This window comes from Amycolatopsis eburnea, from assembly GCF_003937945.1.
Taxonomy (GTDB): Bacteria; Actinomycetota; Actinomycetes; order Mycobacteriales; family Pseudonocardiaceae; genus Amycolatopsis; species Amycolatopsis eburnea.
The window spans coordinates 121,909-138,839 of sequence record NZ_RSEC01000063.1; the positions used below are offsets into that span (position 1 = coordinate 121,909).

Sequence of the window (16,931 nt, forward strand, 5' to 3'; positions counted from 1 at the left end):
GCATGACGGCCGGCTTCGAGGTCGAACCGGACGAACTGGTCGCGCACTCGAGTCACGTCGAGAGCCTGGTCGACCGGCTCAACACGGCCTCCGCGGCGGCCGACACGGCGATGTCGGACGACGCGTACGGGCTGCTGTGCGCGTTCCTCCCGCCGATCATCCGGCCGACGGGGGAGAAGGCGAAGGAGACGCTGGCCGCGTCGATCGAAGGCGTGCGCGGGCTCGCGGACAACGTCAAGACCGCCGCGCAGTCCTACCGCGACGGTGAAGAGGCGAACGCGGAGCCGTTCGAGAAGCAGCTCACGGCGTCGCCGCGGGCCGTGGAAGCGAGGACGAAGGCATGACCGGCCCGAACGGCCTCGGGGACCTGATGCGGGACCCCGACGAGGCGATCCGCCGGATGGACGACTGGGCGGCCGGGTTCGCGGCGAAGGCCGAGCGCTACCAGGCGGCCCAGGCGGAGACCGAGCGGCTCCGGCTGACCTCGACCAGCTCCGACGGCGCGGTCAGCGTGACCGTCGGCGCCGACGGCACGGTCACCGACCTGACGTTCTCGAACAAGGTCAAGTCGTTCCCGCTGGAGGAGCTGTCCCGGCAGATCCTCACGACGATGCGCCGCGCGCAGTCGGGCATCGCCGAGCGCGTCGCGGGCGTGATGGCCGAGCAGCTCGGCGACGAGGACCGCGAGACCCGCACGGCGGTGCTGGACACGCTGCGCGGCCGGTTCCCGGACCCGGACGAGCCGGAGGACCCGCAGCCCCCGGCCTCGCCGCCGCCGGTCCCGCCGTCCCCGTCCGGCGGTGCGGCGGTCCCGCCGTCGCCGTCGGCCCCGCAGGCTTCACCGCCGCAGCGGCGGCGTCCCGACCCGGACGAGGACGACAACAACCCCTGGTGACGCGGGCCGGGCCGGCGGCCGGCCTGGCCCCGTTCGGGGCTCGACACCGGCGCGCCGGGCGACGACACTGGGCCGATGACCGGCCTTATCACCGGTAGCCGTGTCCGGCTGCGGCCCGCCGCCGCCCTGGACGCCGCCCGGTTCGAGGAGATCCTGTCGCACCCCGAAGTCGCCCGCTGGTGGGCCGACGCCGAGGAGCCGGTGGCCGCCCAGGTGTCCTACTTGCTGGACCCGGACGAGGGCACCACGACCTACGCCATCGAACACGACGACGTCGTCGTGGGCATCGAGCTCGCTTTCGAGGAAGCCGATCCGCAGTACCGCCACGCCGGCATCGACATCGCCGTACACCCCGCCTGGCAGGGCCGCGGCCTCGGTTCGGACGCCATCCGGACGCTGGCCGAGTACCTGTTCACCGTGCGCGGGCACCACCGGCTGGTGATCGACCCCGCGGCGGACAACGAAGCCGCGATCAAGCTCTACCAGTCCCTCGGCTTCCGGCCGGTCGGCCGGATGCGCTCCTACGAGCGCGGGCCCGACGGCAGCTGGCACGACGGGCTGCTGATGGACCTGCTCGCCGAGGACCTGGTCCCGACGGCCGCGCTCGCCGGGTCGTGAGCACCCCGGCGGTCGCGACCCGGCAGCTGCGCCGGGTCGCCGTGGCGAGCGCCGTGGGGACCACCATCGAGTGGTACGACTACTTCATCTACAGCACGGCGGCGGCCCTCGTGTTCGGCAAGCTGTTCTTCACGACGCTGTCACCCGCTTCCGGCACCCTCGCCTCGTTCGCGACGCTCGGGGTCGGCTTCCTCGCCCGCCCGGTCGGCGGGATCCTCTGGGGCCACTTCGGCGACCGCGTGGGGCGCAAGGCGATGCTGGTGCTGTCCCTGCTCGTGATGGGCGTGGCCACGGTCGGCGTCGGGCTGCTGCCGACGTACTCCGCGATCGGGGTCTGGGCACCCGTCCTGCTGCTGGTCCTGCGGCTGCTCCAGGGGCTGAGCGCGGGCGGCGAATGGGGCGGGGCGGCGCTGATGGCGGTCGAGCACGCGCCGGAAGGCCGTCGCGGCCGCTACGGCGCCTTCTCGCAGATCGGCGTCCCGGCCGGGCTCATCCTGGCGCAGCTGATGTTCTTCGTCCTCGGCCGGTCCCTGACCGACGCGCAGTTCGCGTCGTGGGGCTGGCGGGTGCCGTTCCTGGCGAGCATCCTGCTGGTCGGCGTCGGCCTGGTGATCCGGCTGCGGATCGAGGAGAGCCCGGTGTTCGCGCGGCTGCGGGACGCCGAAGCCCGCAGCAGCCGTCCGATGGTCGAGGTGCTGCGCGAGCGGCCGCGGGCGCTGCTCGTGGCGTCCGGCAGCTTCATCGCGAACACCGCGATCGGGTACATCTTCCTGGCGTACCTGCTGTCCTACGGCACATCGGTGCTGAAGATCGACCGGACGACGCTGCTCGTGGTGGTGATCGTCGGCAGCGTGACGTGGCTGGTGAGCATCCTCGCCACGGCGGCGTGGTCGGACCGCGTGGGCCGCAAACCGGTCTACCTGGCCGGATCGGTGCTGCTGGTGCTCTGGCCGATCCCGTTCTTCCTGCTGGTGGACACCCGCGTGACGGCGTGGCTGCTCGTGGCGGTGGTGGTGCTGAACGTCGGCCTGGGCGCGACGTACGGGCCGCAGTCGGCGTTGTTCGCGGAGCTGTTCGAACCGCGCTACCGCTACAGCGGAGCATCGTTCTCGTACGCGGTCGGCGCGGTGCTGGGTGGCGGCTTCGCGCCGTCGATCGCGGTGGCGCTGCAGAGTTCCACCGGGACGTCGCTTTCGGTGTCGCTCTACCTCGTGGCGACGGCGGTGGTGAGCCTGGTCGCGGTGCTGTTCATCCCGCGGTCACAGCCGGTCTAGGCGGACGGCGGCGGCCATCCGCTCGTAGCCCGCGTCGCCGGGGTGGAGGTGGTCGCCGGAGTCGTAGGCCGGCAGCAGGGTCAGCGGATCGGCGGGGTCGCGCAGGGCCGCGTCGAAGTCGGCGACGGCGTCGAAGACCCCGCCGGTGCGGATGAACGCGTTCACCGCCTGGCGGGTCGCTTCGAGCGTTTCGTCGTAGACGTGCCAGCCCTTGAACGGCGTGAGCGTGGCACCGACGACCCGGATGCCTCGCGCGTGCGCCTGCGCGACCAACTGGCGGTACGCCGACGTGATCGCGGTGGGGTCGGTCTGGTGCGGGGTCTGCTGGATGTCGTTGATGCCTTCCAGCACGATGAGCGTCCGCACGCCGCCGACGCTCAGGACGTCGCGGTCGAACCGGGAAAGCGCGTTCTGGCCCGCGCCGGACCCGGGTACGTCGAGCAGCAGCCGGTTGGCGCTGATGCCCGCGTTCAGCACGCCGAACCGGCCGTGCAGCCGGTCGGCGAGGTAGTCGGGCCACCGGTGGTTGGCGCCGGCCCGCGACCCGACGCCGTCGGTGATCGAGTCGCCGAGCGCGACGATCGAAGCCTCGGCGCCGCCCTGGACGTCGACGCCGGAAACGTAGTGCCACACGGAAGTCTGCTCGGTGTAGGGCGCCCCGGACTCGCTCGCGGCGAAGTCGCCGTCACGGGTGAAGTACGACGTCTGCGCGGCGGCCGGGTGGTAGGTCACCGGCCCGGACTTCGCCGGCACGTAGGTCGTGACGAGCAGGTTGGCGTCGGCGGGCACCCGCAGTTCGGCGGGATCGCTGAGCGCCTCGGCCCCGGCGGGCACGACGACGCCGGCCGCCCCGCCGAAGGTGAGCTCCCGCAGCGTCCCCGGAACGGCGTCCGGCCCGGCGCCCTGCACGGCGATGGTGACGTGCCCGAAGGTGAGGGGCGAGGCGCCGAAGGCGTTGGAGAGGTGGACGCGGGTCCGCCCGCCGCCGACGCTGGTGTGCACGACGTTGCGGATCGAGAAGCCGGGATAGCCGTCCGGCGTGTTCGGCACGGCGGCCGCGGGAGCCGCGGCCCACGTCCCGACCCAGCCGCCGACCGCGTGCTGCGCGAGGTTCGGGAGAGCGCTTTCCGGATTCGCGCTCCCGGCCGTCGTGAGGAGACCGCACCCCGCCAGGATCGCCGCGCTCACGGCCAGGAAGCGTCGCATGTACTCACGGTGTCGCCCTTGCGCCGACCCAGGGACCGCTGATCAGGTGAGCGGACCGGACAGGATCCCGGACAGTTCCGGAACGGCAAGGGGCGGGCCCGTCCGGGATTCTGGGGATGCCGGACGGGCCCGCGCGAGGTGGCCGTTGCCGCGACGGCCGCTCGCCGGGGCACCCGGTCCCGATCGGGCGGAGGCTGGCCCGGATCGTTGCGTCGTGGTGACCCCGGAGGGCGGTGCGAGACGCCCTCAACCAGAGCACGGCCCCCGGCCCGCCCGGGTTCAGCGCGCCCCAAGATTTCTCGCACTCCGTTCCGGGTTCCCCGCCGCCCCGCAGGCCCGCTCGGCAAAGGTCTTGAATGAGTCATTCAGGACCTCCGAAGACCTGAATGACTCATTCAAGACACCGCCGCGCCACCCGCGCCGCCCCGGGCACGCCTGAAAGCCGTGAAGGCCACCTTGAGGAACTTCAAGTTCCTCAAGGTGGCCTTCACGAACTCTCAAGCGGCGGCGGGAAATCCGCCCAGCGCGACGTGTCCCGCTTCGGTCAGTTCGGCCGGGGCCCACTGGCCCGGCGACGGCGTTCCGACCGCCCGGACCAACCCCGCGCGGGCGAGGTCGTGGGCGGTGGTCTGGTCGCAGCACGGGAGCCCGTCCACGCGGAGGTCGGGTTCGCAGCTGCAGCGGAGCTCGGCGCGGCCGGCCGCGATCGCCTTGAGCATGGCGATCGCGCGGCGGCTCAGCGCGTTCGGGTGGGTGGGCATCGGTCTGGCCTTTCGGTGCGGCTGGTTCGGCGCGGATGTCGAGTGCTGCAGCTCCTCACCCAGGACCACGCGCCGGTCGTGACCGAGGTTCACTTCGATCGCCTCTTGACACCGAGAGGTCCAACGACCAGGGTCAGTCATCGGATGAATCAGCTCCGCCAACGACAGATTGGCCGACTAGGGGCGAACTCTGTCGTCATTCCGCCGTAGTCATCCGATCCCTGGAGGTTCAATGACGACCTTCCCCCGCCGCCAAGCCCTGGGCATCGCCCTGGGTGGTGCCGTGGCCCTGACCGCCGCCGGCCTGACCCCGGCGGGTGCCGCGATCCCCGTCGACGCCGTGGCCGACGACGCCGGCACCCCGATCGTCCCGCCGCCGCCACCCGTTCCCGTTACCCTCGACGCCTGGTTCACCAACGACGGCATCGACAGCGCGTCGGCCACCGGGGGTGACTTCGACGGGTCCGGGTACACCTTCCCGGCCGAGCACCTGCCCGCCGGGCAGACCACCACCGTCGGCGGGGTGCCGTTCAAGCTCGGCTCAGCCGCCGCCGGCGCGAAGAACAACATCGCCGCCACCGGCCAGCGGGTCGACCTGCCGAAGGGGCGCTACTTCGTCGCGTACTTCCTGGTCGCGGGCAGCTACGGCACCGCGGGCGGCACCGCGACCGTGCACTACGCCGACGGCACCACCAGCACCGGCTCGCTCTCCGGCCCCGACTGGTACACCGGCACCGGCGCGCTCGTCTCGCCGTTCCGCTACGCACCCGGCGGCGTCGTCGACAACAACCCCGTTTCGCTCGCCACCGGCCAGGTCTGGGTCGACCCCGCCCGCGAAGCCGTCGCGGTGACGTTGCCGACCACCGCGAACCCCGCGCCCAACGTCGCCAGCCTGCACGTCTTCGCGCTCACCCTGCAGCCGGTCGCCGTGGGGCGCTCGGCGCTCGTGCTCGACAGCCGGTCGACGGCGAACCTGCTCACCGACGGCGGCCCGCAGGCCGCGGAAGCGACGATCGTCAACGCCGGCACCGTGTGGCTCGGGGCCCGCGACGCCGTGACCGTCACCGTCGACGTCCCCGGCGGCCGGACCACCGTCCCGGCGGCCATCCGCGCGCTGGCGCCGGGGGAGCAGGCCACCGTGCGGCTCGGGCTCGCGCCGAACGCGTCCGTGCCGCCCGGCACCACCGCCACCGGCCAGGTCCGCGTCACGGCCGGCCGCGGCACGCTCGCCACGCAGCAGGTGCCGATCACCCTCGGCGTCCCGGACTTCCGCCCGACCGACGCCTCGCTGTCGACGCACCGCGCGCCCTATTGGTTCACCGACAGCAAGTTCGGCATCTTCATCCACTGGGGCGTCTACGCCGTGCCCGCGTGGGCGCCAGTGGGGCAGCAGTACGCCGAGTGGTACTGGCAGAACCAGCAGGACCCCCACGGCGCCACCTACGCCTACCACCGCCAGAAGTACGGCGAGAACTTCACCTACGACGACTTCATCCCGCTGTTCACCGCCGAGAAGTTCGACCCGCGCACCTGGCTGAACCTGATCGCGGACGCCGGCGCCGAATACTACGTCCTGACCTCCAAGCACCACGACGGCTTCGCGTTGTGGGACACCAAGGTCAGCGACCGCAACTCCGTCAAGCTCGGCCCGAAGCGCAACGTCATCGCCGAGCTGTTCGCGGCCTCCCGGAAGTACACGCCCCAGCTGCGCAACGGCCTGTACTTCTCGCTGCCCGAGTGGTTCAACCCGGACAACCCGTGGATGGGCCACGCGCCGCGCAACCCGTACACCGGCGCGGCGCTGCCCTACACCGGCTACACCGCGGGCAAGGACTTCGTCCGCGACTACCAGGCGCCGCAGGTGCTCGAGCTGATCTCGGAGTTCGACCCGGACGTCCTGTGGTTCGACATCGGGGGCGTCAACGACAGCCGGACCGTGCTCACCGAGTACTTCAACCGCGCGAAGAACCGCAAGCGCCCCAAGGACGTCACCTACAACGACCGCGGCGGCATCCCGGACCACGACTTCACGACGCCGGAGTACACGACGTACCCGAACACCGTGGTGGCGAAGTGGGAGGCGAGCCGCGGCCTCGACCCGTTCTCCTACGGCTACAACCGCGCGACCCCGGACGACCGGTACATGACGGCGGAGGAGGTCGTCCGGACGCTGGTCGACATCGTGTCGAAGAACGGCAACTTCCTGCTCGACATCGGCCCGGACTTCGACGGCACCATCCCGGACGTCATGCAGCGCCACCTGCGCGACGCCGGCGCGTGGCTGAAGGTCAACGGCGAAGCCATCTACGGCACGACGTACTGGTCGCGCATGGCGCAGCTCGGCGACCTGCGGTTCACCGTCAAGCAGAACGAGGCGTTCTACGTGCATTCCCTCGCCGCCCCGGGCAGCAGGCTCGTGGTCGACGCGCCGGTGCCGATCCGCGCCGGCGACCGGGTGAGCCTGCTCGGCTACCGCGGGAACCTGCACTGGACGGTGGAAAACGGCTCGCTGGTGATCGACGTCCCGGCCGCAGCCCGGCAGTCCGGCCGTTACGCGTGGGTGTTCAAGATCGCCTGGAGCTAGAAATCGGCGTTCTTGCCGATGTACAGCTCCGCGAACGCCGCCGCGGCCGCGGGCGAACCCAGCAGGCGGCGCATCCGGGCTTCCGCGATGCGCGCCTGGAACGGGTTCTCGCCCGTGGCCGCGGTGTGGTGGAAGATGTCTGACAGCCACTGGGAAAACTCCTGGTACTGCCACACCAGCGGCAGGCACGCGGCGGAGTACCCGGCCAGTTTCGCGGAATCGCCCGCGTAGTGGGCTTCGAAGGCCTCCGCGAGCAGGAAAGCGTCGTGCAGAGCCAGGTTCATGCCCTTGGCCGCGATCGGCGCGACCAGGTGCGCCGACTCGCCCGCCAGGTACAGGCGGCCGTGCGCCATCGGCTCGACGACGTAGTTGTGCATGTCGAGGACGCGCTTCTCGATCAGCCGCCCCTCGGTGATCGGGCCGTCCGGCACGGCCAGCCGCGCCTGCAGCTCGCGCCAGACGCGCTCGTCGGGCCAGTCCGCCTCGGTCTCGCCCGCCGCCGTCTGCAGGTAGAACCGGGTGACGTCGGGCGTGCGGGCCATGTGCGCGCCGAACCCGCGCGGGTGGATGCCGAACAGGACGCCGTCGGCGGACGGCGGTGCCTCCGCGAGCAGGGCCAGCCAGCCGATTCCGTAGTCGTGGTGGGCTTTCACGGTGGTTTCCGGTGGCAGGTACCCCTGCGTGACGCCGCGGGCGCCGTCGCAGCCCGCGATGAAGTCGCAGTCGATCCGGTGCTCGTCCCCACCGGCCCGGAACGTGACGGCGGGGGAGTCCGACGTCAGGTCGTGCAACTCGACGTCCGAGACCTCGAAGACGGCCTCACCGCCCGCGTCGGTGTACTGCGCGACCAGGTCGGTCACCAGAAGCTGTTGCGGGTAGACGAAATGCCGCTGCCCGGTGACGTCGCCGTAGCGGAAGCGGTGCCGCCGCCCGGCGAAGCGGAACTCGAACTCCGCGTGCTGGGGCGCCTTCGCGACGAGCCGCTCGCCCAGGCCCCGCTGCTCGAGCCCGCGGACCGCCCACTCCTCGATGAACCCGGCCCGCGGCCGCTGCTCGACGAACGCCCGGCTTTCCCGCTCCAGCAGCACGCACGGGATGCCCGCGCGCCGCAGCAGGTTCGCCACCGTGAGTCCGGCCGGGCCCGCCCCCACCACGGCCACCGCCGTGCGCCTCGCCACCATGGGCCCGAGGGTAGCGCGAACCGGACGAACCGTTCAGTAGAACTGGCGCAGCCGCCGCCACGCGACGGACCACGGCTTGGTCAGCGTGCACAGCGAGAGGACGACGCCGTTCTCGTCGTTGTCCACCCCGCCCGCCGTGAAGTGCTTGGCGACCGGACGGCACCCGGTGATCAGCCGCGCCGCGGGGGAACCGCGTTCGAAGCCGCCGACGAGCAGCACCGGCCCGACCAGCCGGTCCGGCGGCGGGCCCCAGTCCGCGTAGGACATGTGCGGGGAGTACGGCCGCGGCAGCCCGAGCTCCGGCCCGTAGCGCTCGATCGCCCCGGCTTCCCCGTAGTTGCCCGCGACGATCACCGCGGTGTCGCGTTCGGTGGCGGGGATCCGCTGCCAGGCGGCGGCCACGCTGCCCGCGAACTCCGGCCAGCCGACCTGCTCGCCGGGCTCCTTGTTCATGGCCAGCAGGACGCCGTTCAACGCCGGCGGCGGCACCACGGGGAGTCCGATGAGGACGGACACCACCACGCACACCGCGGCGGCCGCGCCGGTGAGCGCGCGCCGGGTCAGCCCACCCCGGCCCAGCCACCGCAGCACCGGCTCCGCGCCGAGCGCCACCAGCGGCAGCAGCAGCGGGATGGAGTAGTACGGTTTCCCGCCCACCACCAGCAGTTCGAGGCAGACCACGGGGTACGCGATCGTGAGCGCACGCGCCCAGCGCAGCCGGGGATCACGCCACGGCCGCACGAGCCCGGCGACCCAGACCGGCACCAGCACGGGCGAGAGCAGGACCAGTTGCATCGGCACGAACAACGCGCGGTTCTCGCCGCCGTCGTCCGCGCTGATCCCGCCGGCGACGGTGAGCATCGGCCAGTCGTGGGCCGCCTGCCAGGCCACGACGGGCGCGGCGAGCACCACGGCGAGCCCGATGCCGCCCGCGAGCCACCAGGTCCGGAACACCCGGCGCGGCCCGGCGGCGGCGACGCCGATCCCGAGCCCGGACAGCAGGAGCAGCACCAGCCACTTGTTCGCCAGCCCGACCCCGGCGGCGGCGCCGGCCGCGAGCCACCACCGGCCGTCGCCGGCCCGCAGCAGCTTCAGCCCGAAGAGCGTGATCAGCGACCACAGCAGGAGGTCCGCGGAGTTGGTGGCCAGCATGTGCGACACGACCAGGACGTAGGAGGACAACGCCGTCGCGATCGCGCTGAACAGCTGGACCCCGCGCCCGCCGCCGAATTCGCGGGCGAGCAGCGCCACCACCACGACGGTCGCCATGCCCAGCAAGGTCGCGATGACCCGGAGACCGGCGGGAGTTTCGCCGAACACCGCGGTCGACGCTCGGGCGAGCCACGGCGTGAGCGGCGGGTTGTCGACGTAACCCCAGTCCGGGCGGCGGCCCGACGCGACGAAGTACAGCTCGTCGCGGTGGAAGCCGTACCGGCCGGACAGCGCGGTCAGCACGGCCGCCTGGACGGCGACGACGATCCCCACCGGCAGCGCGGCGAACCGCGGCAGCCCGCGTTGCTCCCCCATGGAGCCTCCCCTCGGCGTGCGGGGATCGTACGCCGGTGCTCACGCTCCCGGGAGCGCTCCGACGAATTCGCCGCCGGCGTCCGCGACCAGCTCGGCCAGGGTCTGCGCGCGCCGGATCGGCGTGAACCGGACCTCGCCGCGCTCGGAGACGGTGAAACCGTGCACGGCCGGGCGGGGGAGCGTGTTGTAGGCGTAGTGCGCGCCGAAGTAGTACGCGCCGGTGTCGTGGGCGACGACCAGGTCGCCGGGCTCCAGCAGCGGCAGGGACCGTTCGCGGGCCAGGAGGTCGCCCGCGAAGCACAGCGGACCGGCGATGTCCTGCGGCACCCCGGGCCCGGTCTTGGGGGTGCCGTCGGGGTGGAGCGCGGTCAGCCGCAGCGGCCAGTGCTCCGGCTGGAGCACGGTGCGGGCGGCGACCTGGGCACCGGCGTGCGTCACGGCGATGGGCCGGCCGCCCGCGACCTTCGTGTACTCGACGGCGCTGACCAGGAACCCGCTCTTCGCCAGCAGGGACCGGCCGAACTCGGTGACGAAGCCGTAGCGCCCGTCGGCGAGGGCGGGGACTCGCGCCAGCAACGTCGCGACGTAGTCGGCGTGGGTGAACCCGGGCTCGTCGGAGACGAAGTTCACCGGCAGGCCGCCGCCGAGGTCGAGGCTGGTGACCTGCCGGAACCCGGCTTCGGCGTTGATCTCTTCGGCCAGCGCGTGCGCGGCGGCGACGCCCTCGGCCATCAGCTCCGGCGGGCAGCCCTGCGAGCCGACGTGGACGTGCAGCCGCGTCAGCCACGGGCGGCGCGCGAACGCCTCTTTCACGAGATTCCGGTTGTCGCGCAGGGGAACGCCGAACTTCGACGTCGTGGTCGCGGTGCTGGTGTCGCCGATCCGCCCCGCCCCGACCTGCGGGTTGATCCGCAGGCCGAGCACCGAGCGCGGGGCCGGCCCGACGAGCCCGTCGAGCCGGGCCAGCTCCTGGAAGTTGTCCGCGTTGACCGCGGTGCCTTCGGCGAGGGCGTGCGCGAGTTCGGCGGTGGTCTTGGCGGGGGAGTCGAGGACCAGCCGCGGGCCGCGAATTCCGGCCGCTTCGGCGACGGCGGTCTCGCCGGGGCTCGCGACCTCGGCGTCGACCCCGAGGTCGCCGAGGTAGCGCAGCAGCGGCGCGAGGCCGCACGCCTTGACGGCGACCGTGTGCTGGACGCGGCCCAGGGGCGCGAAGGCCTTCGTCAGGTCCTCGACGGCTTCGCGGATCCCGGCGAGGTCGACGAACCCGGCCAGCGGGTCGGCGAGGTGGTGGCCGGCGGCGAGGGCGCGGAGCTTGCGTTCGGTGCGGTTCACCCCTCCAGGACAGCGTGCGCGGCCGGTCCGGGTCCAAGACTTCGTCCTTCTGGTGTCATAGGCCCGTCCTATAGTGGCTGGGTGGACCTGCGCCGATGGCACTACTTCGCCGTGCTCGCCGAGGAGATGCACTTCACCCGCGCGGCGGCCCGGCTGTTCGTGTCGCAGCCGTCGCTGAGCCAGCAGATCCGCGCGTTCGAAGCGGAGCTGGGCGTCGCGCTGCTCGACCGCTCGGGCCCCCGCTTCGCGCTGACGGAGGCGGGCCGCGTCGCCGCGGCGGAGGCCCGCGACCTGCTCGACCGGCTGGACCGCGCCCGCGGCGTCATCACGGCGACCGGTCGCGGCGACACCGGCCGCCTGCGCATCGCCTACACCCGCTCGGCCCCGGGCCCCCTGGCCGGCGACCTGGTGGCGGCGTACCGCGCGCGGTACCCGGAGGTCTCCCTGGCGCTGGAGACCGGCTGGACCAGCTTCAACCTGGCCCGGCTCCGGGACGGCGAGATCGACCTGGGCTTCGTCCGGCCGCCGGTGGACGCCCCGGGCATCGAGGTCGCGGTGGTCGGCTCGGAGGAGGTGCTGATCGCGGTGCCGTCGGGGCACGCGCTGGCCCGCCACCGCCGCCGGCTGCGGCGGGCGTGGATCGCGGCGGAGCCGGTGGTGTTCTGGCCGCGCGAGAACGGCCCGGGCCAGTACGACGCGATCAGCGCGCAGGTCTGGCCGGGCGGGGTCCCGCCGATCGTGCGGGAGGAGCCGGAGGACGAGCAGCTGATGCGCGCGGTCGCCGAGGGCGCGGGCATCGCGGCGGTCCCGGAACACCGCGCCCGCGCCCTGCGGCGCCGCGGGGTGGTGCTGCGGCGGCTGGAGGATCCGGTGCCACGCATCGACCTGGGACTGGCTTGGCGGGCGGGCGCGGTTTCCCCGGTCGTGCGGGGGTTCGTGGCGCTGGCCCGCGGCGCGGGGGAGTAGGAACCCCTTCGGCAAAAGCCGTGGACGGCGTCGTTAGGGTGGGCGGATGGGGACGATCAGGCAGGTACAGATCACGTTCGACTGCGCGGAACCCGAGCGCGTCGCCCGGTTCTGGTGCGAGGTGCTGGGCTACGTCGTCCCGCCCGCGCCCGCCGGCTTCGACACCTGGGCCGACTTCGACCGCTCGCTGCCTGCCGAGCGCCAGGGCGCGGCGTTCGCCTGCGTCGACCCCACCGGCGCGGGCCCGCGGCTGTTCTTCCAGCGCGTCCCCGAAGGCAAGGTCGTCAAGAACCGCGTCCACCTCGACGTGCGGGCCGGCACCGGCCTGAAGGGCGCCGAGCGGCTCGCCGCCCTGGAGGCCGAGCGCGACCGGCTGATCGCGCTCGGCGCGAGCCACTTCCAGACCTTGTACGCCGATGAGTACAACGAGTCGTGCATCGTGATGCAGGACGTCGAGGGCAACGAATTCTGCCTGGACTGAAGCGCCCCAATGTGGCCTTCGGTGCGTCAGACGCACCGAAGGCCACATTGGGTGCGTCAGACGCAACCAAGGCCACATTGGGGCGCTCGGGAGCCGACCGAACTGACGGCCTAGCCGTCGCCCAGCGCCATCCGGACCGCCGCCACCACCTCCGGGTGACCCAGCGGCAACGGCGGGGGCACCCGGTCCGCCGGGCTGTCGCTGCTCGACGCCACCACCCGCACCACCGTCCCGTCCTCCCGCAGCTTCGCGATGACGTCGTCGTGCTCGGACAGCCAGGTTTCGTTCGCCTCCCGCGCGTCGCCGGACGGGAGGAACGCGTCCGAGGCCGGGTCGACCAGCAGCAGGCGGGCCGCCGCGCCCGGGTGGCGTTCGACCAGCTGGAGCGCTTCGGTCGCGAACGGGCCGCTCGCCACCACCGAGATCTCCGGGTCGGCGGGGCCGGCGTCGCCCAGGAGGTCGTCGGCTTCGGTGAGGGCGCCGCCCGCCGGGACGCGGCACCAGAACACCGCGCACTGCTCCGCGAGCGGGCGCCAGGTGGCAGGCAGCTCGTCGTGCTTGCCGGCGCCGGCCGGGTCGAGGACGATCACCTTGGGACCGGCCGGGTCGCCGGCGGTCACCACGGACGGGCCTTCGGAACGCAGGGGTTCGGCCATCAGGAATCCTTTCCACGGTGGGGGAGTTCCGGCGAGTCCGTGTCCAGCGGCACGGACCCCGACCGGACGAGTCCCAATTGGACGGTCTGGCGGCCGGTCAGCCGCTCCAGGAGCCAGTCGGCGGCGGTGCGCACGCGGTTCCCCGGCATCGCCAGCAGGTGGTAGCCGCGCGTGACCGCCTTCGCCGGGAGGCCGGACAGCGGGATGTGCATCGGGTTCGCCGCGGCCGCGCCGGCCCCGAGGTCGACGACGAAGCCGAGGTCGTGGTGGCGGTAGGTGCCCGGGCGGCCGTAGCCGAGCGACGCCGCGACGTTGCGCCCGGCCAGCTTGCCCTGCCGTTCGGCGTGCTGCGCGGTCATCGCGGTGTACCGGCCGGGGCGGGTGAGGTCGGGGACGGCGGCCGCGTCGCCGCAGGCGAACACGTCGTCGCGGCCCGGCACGTTCAGCCGCTCGGTGACCACCACCCTGCCCTTCGCGGTCTCGAGCCCGATCTCGGCCACCAGCGGGTCCGGCCGCACGCCGACGCACCAGACCAGCGTCCGGGTGGGCACCGAGTCGCCGTTCGTCAGCGTCACGCCCTTGGGGCCGGCGTTGTCCACAGACGTCTTCATCAGCACTTCGACGCCGCGCGAGCGCAGCACCTCGTCGGCGGTCCGCCCGAGGCGGTCGGCCAGTTCCGGCAGCACGCGCTCGGCGACGTCCAGCAGCAGCCAGCGGATCGGCTGCCCGGCGAGCTCGGGGTGGCGCGCGGCGAGCGCGGCGGTGAACGCGGGGCCCTGCGCGGCCACTTCGGTGCCGGTGTACCCCGCGCCGACCACCACGAACGTGCAGCGCGCGGCGCGTTCGGCCGGGTCGTCCGTCGCGGCGGCCAGCTCGATCTGCCGCGTGATGTGGTCGCGCAGGTAGAGCGCTTCGGGCACGCCGCGGAAGCCGTGCGCGTACTCGGGGACGCCGGGGATCGGCAGCAGCTTGTTGACGCTGCCCGCGGCCAGCACCAGCCGGTCGTAGCGGAGCCGGTGCTCCTGGTCCTCCGGATCGGTGTAGGCGACCGTGCGGCCGTCGAAGTCGACGCCGGTCGCGGTCCCCAGCACCAGGCGCACCCCGCGCAGGGTTTCGGGGATCGACACCGCGACCCGCCGCGGGTCGAGGATCCCGGCCGCCACCTCCGGCAGCAGCGGCAGGTACAGGAAGTAGTCCGTCGGGTTGAGCACGACGATTTCGACGTCTTCGCCTGCTGCTTTCCGAAGGCTCTTCGCCGTGTTGTACCCGGCGAAACCGCCGCCGACGATCACGACACGCATGGTTTCCCTTTCGTGGCTCGGACCTCGTCGTTCGCCGGTTACCCGAGGCCGGGGCCGGGAAACCGGCGGGGTTGACCTCTCGGCACAGGGGCGTACGGTCAGTGGTGTTGGCTGTTGTTCAGACACGTGCTCCGGTCAGCGCCCCTGCACGCCGCGAAAGGGAGCGCCATGCACGACATTTTCCGAACGGTATACGAACCCGCCGGGTTGACCGCGACGACCACCGAGCGGCCGGGCGGGGTCCGCGTCGTCACCCTGGTGGGCGATGTCGACGCGGCCACGGTCGGCACGCTCGACGAAGCACTGGCCACGGGTGACCGGATCGTCGCCGACCTGACCAGGGTGGCCTTCCTCAGCTGCGCCGGGGTGCGGTCGCTGCTGGAGGCGGACGACCGCACCGACCTCGCCGTCGTCGTGAGCGGTCACGCGGTGACGCGCTCGCTGGAGGCGACCGGCGCCGACCTGGTGCTGAAGATCCACCCGCGCGTGGGCGCGGCGCTGGCCCGCCTCGCCACCGAACCCGGCGGGAGGGCGTGACCGCTCGGCGGCCACGCCTCCCGCCGTCCACTGTGGACTGAACGGGTGGGTCAGTCGTCCGGCCAGTCGCCGGTCGCCTTGCGGTAACCGACCGCGCCGGCCCGTTCCGTGGCCGCCTTCACGGCGGCGAAGATCGCGCCCTGCACCGCCGCCGCGATGATCACCTGCTGCCAGGTGTAGTCGCGGTCGGTGGCGTCGGGCGCGTCCTCTTCGCCCGCCACCCGCTTCCAGACCTGCTTGAAGACCTGGCCGGCCAGTACGCCGCCGAGGGCGCCCACCGTCCAGCTGAGCGGTTTGTACAGCACCTTGTTCACGAGTTGTTCCTTCGTCGCAGGATCAGGCGGATCACGATCAGCAGGCCGAGCACGCCGGCGAACACCGGAACCGGGTTGGCCCGGACGGCGTCGGCGCCCTGGCGGAACCTGGCCGCGGTCGGCTCGTTCGTGACGTCGGCCACCTTGGCGGTGGCCGCGTCGAGCTTCTCGTCGACGTTGTCCTTGACCCGGGTCTTCACGTCGAGCTTCTGCCCGAGCGCTTCGAGGGTTTCGGTCAGCTCTTCCCGGGTGGTGTCCCGGTCGACCCGCGCCTCTTCGGCGTTCTTCGGGAAGTCGCCGTCGCTCATGCCCGCACCCCCTGCTTCACGGTGTCCACGTCTTCGCGGACGCCGGTGATCGCTTCTTCGGGCACCGGGGGCACCGCCTGGGTCACTTCCTTCTTGCCGGCCAGCGCCGCGATCCCGGCGACCAGGAACAGCGCGACCGCGACGATCACCGCCGCGAGCCAGCCGGGCACGACCAGCGCCAGCGCCAGCACGGCGGCCGCGACCAGGGTGCCGGCGCCGAACAGCGCGAACAGGCCCGCCGCGCCGAACAACCCGGCGCCGAAGCCCATCTTCCTGCCCTTGCGCTGCAGTTCGAAGACCGCGAGCCGCATCTCGTCCCGGACCAGCCGCTTGACCTCGTCGGTCAGGTCCGTCACCAGTTCGCCGATGGACCGGTCCGCCGCCGGTTTCTCGTTCACTTCTTCGATCACGGAACACCTCCTTCACCTGGCCGCGGGGTACCCGGCACCCGCCGCGTCAATCACCCCGCGTTTGACCGCCGCACCGCGGGGTAGCCGGGGAATTCCACCACCGACCAGGAGGAGTGCATGAGCACGATCACCGAAATCGTGGACGTGGAGGTCCCCGTTTCCACCGCCTACAACCAGTGGACGCAGTTCGAGGAGTTCCCGCGGTTCATGGAAGGCGTCGAGCGCATCGAGCAGGTCGACGCCACGCGCACCCATTGGGTGACGAAATTCGGTGGTGTGACGCGTGAATTCGACGCGACGATCACCGAGCAGCACCCCGACGAGCGGGTCGCGTGGACGTCGGACTCCGGGCCGGACCACGCCGGGGTCATCACCTTCCACCGGCTCGACGATTCGCACACGCGCGTCACCGCGCAGATGGACATCGATCCGGAGGGCTTCGCCGAGAACGTCGCCGACAAGCTGGGCGTGCTCGATCGCCGGGTGAAGGGCGACATGAAGCGGTTCAAGGAGTTCATCGAGCAGCGCGGCCGGGAGACCGGCGGCTGGCGCGGTGACGTGGACCGCCCGGGCACGTAAC

At 72.5% G+C, this 16,931-nt stretch carries 19 protein-coding genes; 9 read left to right on the forward strand and 10 right to left on the reverse strand.

Annotated elements, in window-relative coordinates; genetic code table 11:
• Positions 1–2: 2 nt before the first annotated feature.
• The 4 genes from EIY87_RS44355 (at position 3) to EIY87_RS44370 (ending at position 2,787) form a co-directional block, all read left to right on the forward strand.
• On the forward strand, positions 3–344 hold the full coding sequence (locus EIY87_RS44355; RefSeq protein ID WP_125316094.1) for a type VII secretion target: 342 nt from the start codon (positions 3–5) through the stop codon (positions 342–344).
• Entirely contained in the window at positions 341–895 is a 555-nt protein-coding gene (locus tag EIY87_RS44360; RefSeq protein ID WP_125316095.1) for a YbaB/EbfC family nucleoid-associated protein, read from the forward strand. Before EIY87_RS44355 ends, EIY87_RS44360 begins: the two co-directional genes overlap by 4 nt.
• A gap of 75 nt (positions 896–970) precedes the next feature.
• On the forward strand, positions 971–1,513 hold the full coding sequence (locus EIY87_RS44365; protein WP_125316096.1) for a GNAT family N-acetyltransferase: 543 nt from the start codon (positions 971–973) through the stop codon (positions 1,511–1,513).
• Entirely contained in the window at positions 1,510–2,787 is a 1,278-nt protein-coding gene (locus EIY87_RS44370) for an MFS transporter (protein WP_125316097.1), read from the forward strand. Before EIY87_RS44365 ends, EIY87_RS44370 begins: the two co-directional genes overlap by 4 nt.
• Here EIY87_RS44370 and EIY87_RS44375 read toward each other — a convergent pair.
• Together EIY87_RS44375 and EIY87_RS44380 are read right to left on the reverse strand one after the other, a co-directional pair.
• A complete protein-coding gene (locus EIY87_RS44375; protein WP_125316098.1) occupies positions 2,773–3,993 on the reverse strand; it encodes an SGNH/GDSL hydrolase family protein in 1,221 nt (406 codons plus the stop codon). The genes EIY87_RS44370 and EIY87_RS44375 overlap by 15 nt on opposite strands.
• A gap of 497 nt (positions 3,994–4,490) precedes the next feature.
• A complete protein-coding gene (locus tag EIY87_RS44380; protein ID WP_125316099.1) occupies positions 4,491–4,754 on the reverse strand; it encodes a hypothetical protein in 264 nt (87 codons plus the stop codon).
• A gap of 232 nt (positions 4,755–4,986) precedes the next feature.
• On the opposite strand from EIY87_RS44380, the gene EIY87_RS44385 reads away from it, so the two are divergent.
• Entirely contained in the window at positions 4,987–7,338 is a 2,352-nt protein-coding gene (locus tag EIY87_RS44385) for an alpha-L-fucosidase (protein WP_125316100.1), read from the forward strand.
• Here the strand turns inward: EIY87_RS44385 and EIY87_RS44390 are convergent.
• Genes EIY87_RS44390 through EIY87_RS44400 form a run of 3 tightly spaced genes read right to left on the reverse strand, consistent with a single transcriptional unit; the run spans position 7,335 to position 11,378 of the window.
• Positions 7,335–8,519: a 4-hydroxybenzoate 3-monooxygenase gene (locus tag EIY87_RS44390; protein WP_125316101.1), complete on the reverse strand. Its 1,185-nt coding sequence runs from the start codon at positions 8,517–8,519 to the stop codon at positions 7,335–7,337. The genes EIY87_RS44385 and EIY87_RS44390 overlap by 4 nt on opposite strands.
• 33 nt (positions 8,520–8,552) lie before the next feature.
• Positions 8,553–10,046, reverse strand: coding sequence for an ArnT family glycosyltransferase (locus EIY87_RS44395; protein WP_125316102.1), 1,494 nt, complete (start codon positions 10,044–10,046; stop codon positions 8,553–8,555).
• Between the two features lie 39 nt (positions 10,047–10,085).
• Positions 10,086–11,378 (reverse strand): type III PLP-dependent enzyme domain-containing protein, encoded by a 1,293-nt coding sequence (locus EIY87_RS44400; RefSeq protein WP_125316103.1) that lies wholly within the window; start codon positions 11,376–11,378, stop codon positions 10,086–10,088.
• 81 nt (positions 11,379–11,459) lie between these two features.
• Between EIY87_RS44400 and EIY87_RS44405 the strand changes: the two genes are divergently transcribed.
• Both EIY87_RS44405 and EIY87_RS44410 read left to right on the forward strand, forming a co-directional pair.
• Positions 11,460–12,344, forward strand: a complete 885-nt coding sequence (locus tag EIY87_RS44405; RefSeq protein WP_125316104.1) for a LysR family transcriptional regulator — start codon at positions 11,460–11,462, stop codon at positions 12,342–12,344.
• 46 nt (positions 12,345–12,390) lie between these two features.
• Positions 12,391–12,825, forward strand: coding sequence for a VOC family protein (locus EIY87_RS44410; protein ID WP_125316105.1), 435 nt, complete (start codon positions 12,391–12,393; stop codon positions 12,823–12,825).
• Positions 12,826–12,935: 110 nt separating this feature from the next.
• On the opposite strand, the gene EIY87_RS44415 is transcribed toward EIY87_RS44410, so the two are convergent.
• On the reverse strand, positions 12,936–13,481 hold the full coding sequence (locus EIY87_RS44415; RefSeq protein ID WP_125316106.1) for a hypothetical protein: 546 nt from the start codon (positions 13,479–13,481) through the stop codon (positions 12,936–12,938).
• Complete coding sequence (locus EIY87_RS44420) at positions 13,481–14,782, reverse strand: NAD(P)/FAD-dependent oxidoreductase (RefSeq protein WP_125316107.1); 1,302 nt, start codon at positions 14,780–14,782, stop codon at positions 13,481–13,483. The genes EIY87_RS44415 and EIY87_RS44420 overlap by 1 nt, the downstream gene beginning before the upstream one ends.
• A gap of 168 nt (positions 14,783–14,950) precedes the next feature.
• On the opposite strand from EIY87_RS44420, the gene EIY87_RS44425 reads away from it, so the two are divergent.
• The gene (locus EIY87_RS44425; RefSeq protein ID WP_125316108.1) at positions 14,951–15,319 is read left to right on the forward strand and encodes an STAS domain-containing protein; all 369 of its coding nucleotides are present in this window, start codon (positions 14,951–14,953) and stop codon (positions 15,317–15,319) included.
• 50 nt (positions 15,320–15,369) lie between these two features.
• On the opposite strand, the gene EIY87_RS44430 is transcribed toward EIY87_RS44425, so the two are convergent.
• Genes EIY87_RS44430 through EIY87_RS44440 form a run of 3 tightly spaced genes read right to left on the reverse strand, consistent with a single transcriptional unit; the run spans position 15,370 to position 16,351 of the window.
• The gene (locus EIY87_RS44430) at positions 15,370–15,633 is read right to left on the reverse strand and encodes a DUF4235 domain-containing protein (protein WP_125316109.1); all 264 of its coding nucleotides are present in this window, start codon (positions 15,631–15,633) and stop codon (positions 15,370–15,372) included.
• Positions 15,630–15,941, reverse strand: coding sequence for a DUF3618 domain-containing protein (locus EIY87_RS44435; protein ID WP_125316110.1), 312 nt, complete (start codon positions 15,939–15,941; stop codon positions 15,630–15,632). Before EIY87_RS44435 ends, EIY87_RS44430 begins: the two co-directional genes overlap by 4 nt.
• Positions 15,938–16,351 (reverse strand): phage holin family protein, encoded by a 414-nt coding sequence (locus tag EIY87_RS44440; protein WP_125316111.1) that lies wholly within the window; start codon positions 16,349–16,351, stop codon positions 15,938–15,940. Before EIY87_RS44440 ends, EIY87_RS44435 begins: the two co-directional genes overlap by 4 nt.
• Positions 16,352–16,468: 117 nt before the next feature.
• Between EIY87_RS44440 and EIY87_RS44445 the strand changes: the two genes are divergently transcribed.
• Positions 16,469–16,930, forward strand: a complete 462-nt coding sequence (locus tag EIY87_RS44445) for an SRPBCC family protein (protein ID WP_125316112.1) — start codon at positions 16,469–16,471, stop codon at positions 16,928–16,930.
• Position 16,931 lies beyond the last annotated feature (1 nt).

Coding starts and splice junctions, on each gene's coding strand:
- EIY87_RS44355 (WP_125316094.1), top strand. CDS start 3: ATGACGGCCGGCTTCGAGGTCGAACCGGACGAACTGGTCGCGCACTCG.
- EIY87_RS44360 (WP_125316095.1), top strand. CDS start 341: ATGACCGGCCCGAACGGCCTCGGGGACCTGATGCGGGACCCCGACGAG.
- EIY87_RS44365 (WP_125316096.1), top strand. CDS start 971: ATGACCGGCCTTATCACCGGTAGCCGTGTCCGGCTGCGGCCCGCCGCC.
- EIY87_RS44375 (WP_125316098.1), bottom strand. CDS start 3,993: ATGCGACGCTTCCTGGCCGTGAGCGCGGCGATCCTGGCGGGGTGCGGT.
- EIY87_RS44380 (WP_125316099.1), bottom strand. CDS start 4,754: ATGCCCACCCACCCGAACGCGCTGAGCCGCCGCGCGATCGCCATGCTC.
- EIY87_RS44385 (WP_125316100.1), top strand. CDS start 4,987: ATGACGACCTTCCCCCGCCGCCAAGCCCTGGGCATCGCCCTGGGTGGT.
- EIY87_RS44390 (WP_125316101.1), bottom strand. CDS start 8,519: ATGGTGGCGAGGCGCACGGCGGTGGCCGTGGTGGGGGCGGGCCCGGCC.
- EIY87_RS44395 (WP_125316102.1), bottom strand. CDS start 10,046: ATGGGGGAGCAACGCGGGCTGCCGCGGTTCGCCGCGCTGCCGGTGGGG.
- EIY87_RS44410 (WP_125316105.1), top strand. CDS start 12,391: ATGGGGACGATCAGGCAGGTACAGATCACGTTCGACTGCGCGGAACCC.
- EIY87_RS44415 (WP_125316106.1), bottom strand. CDS start 13,481: ATGGCCGAACCCCTGCGTTCCGAAGGCCCGTCCGTGGTGACCGCCGGC.
- EIY87_RS44420 (WP_125316107.1), bottom strand. CDS start 14,782: ATGCGTGTCGTGATCGTCGGCGGCGGTTTCGCCGGGTACAACACGGCG.
- EIY87_RS44425 (WP_125316108.1), top strand. CDS start 14,951: ATGCACGACATTTTCCGAACGGTATACGAACCCGCCGGGTTGACCGCG.
- EIY87_RS44435 (WP_125316110.1), bottom strand. CDS start 15,941: ATGAGCGACGGCGACTTCCCGAAGAACGCCGAAGAGGCGCGGGTCGAC.
- EIY87_RS44445 (WP_125316112.1), top strand. CDS start 16,469: ATGAGCACGATCACCGAAATCGTGGACGTGGAGGTCCCCGTTTCCACC.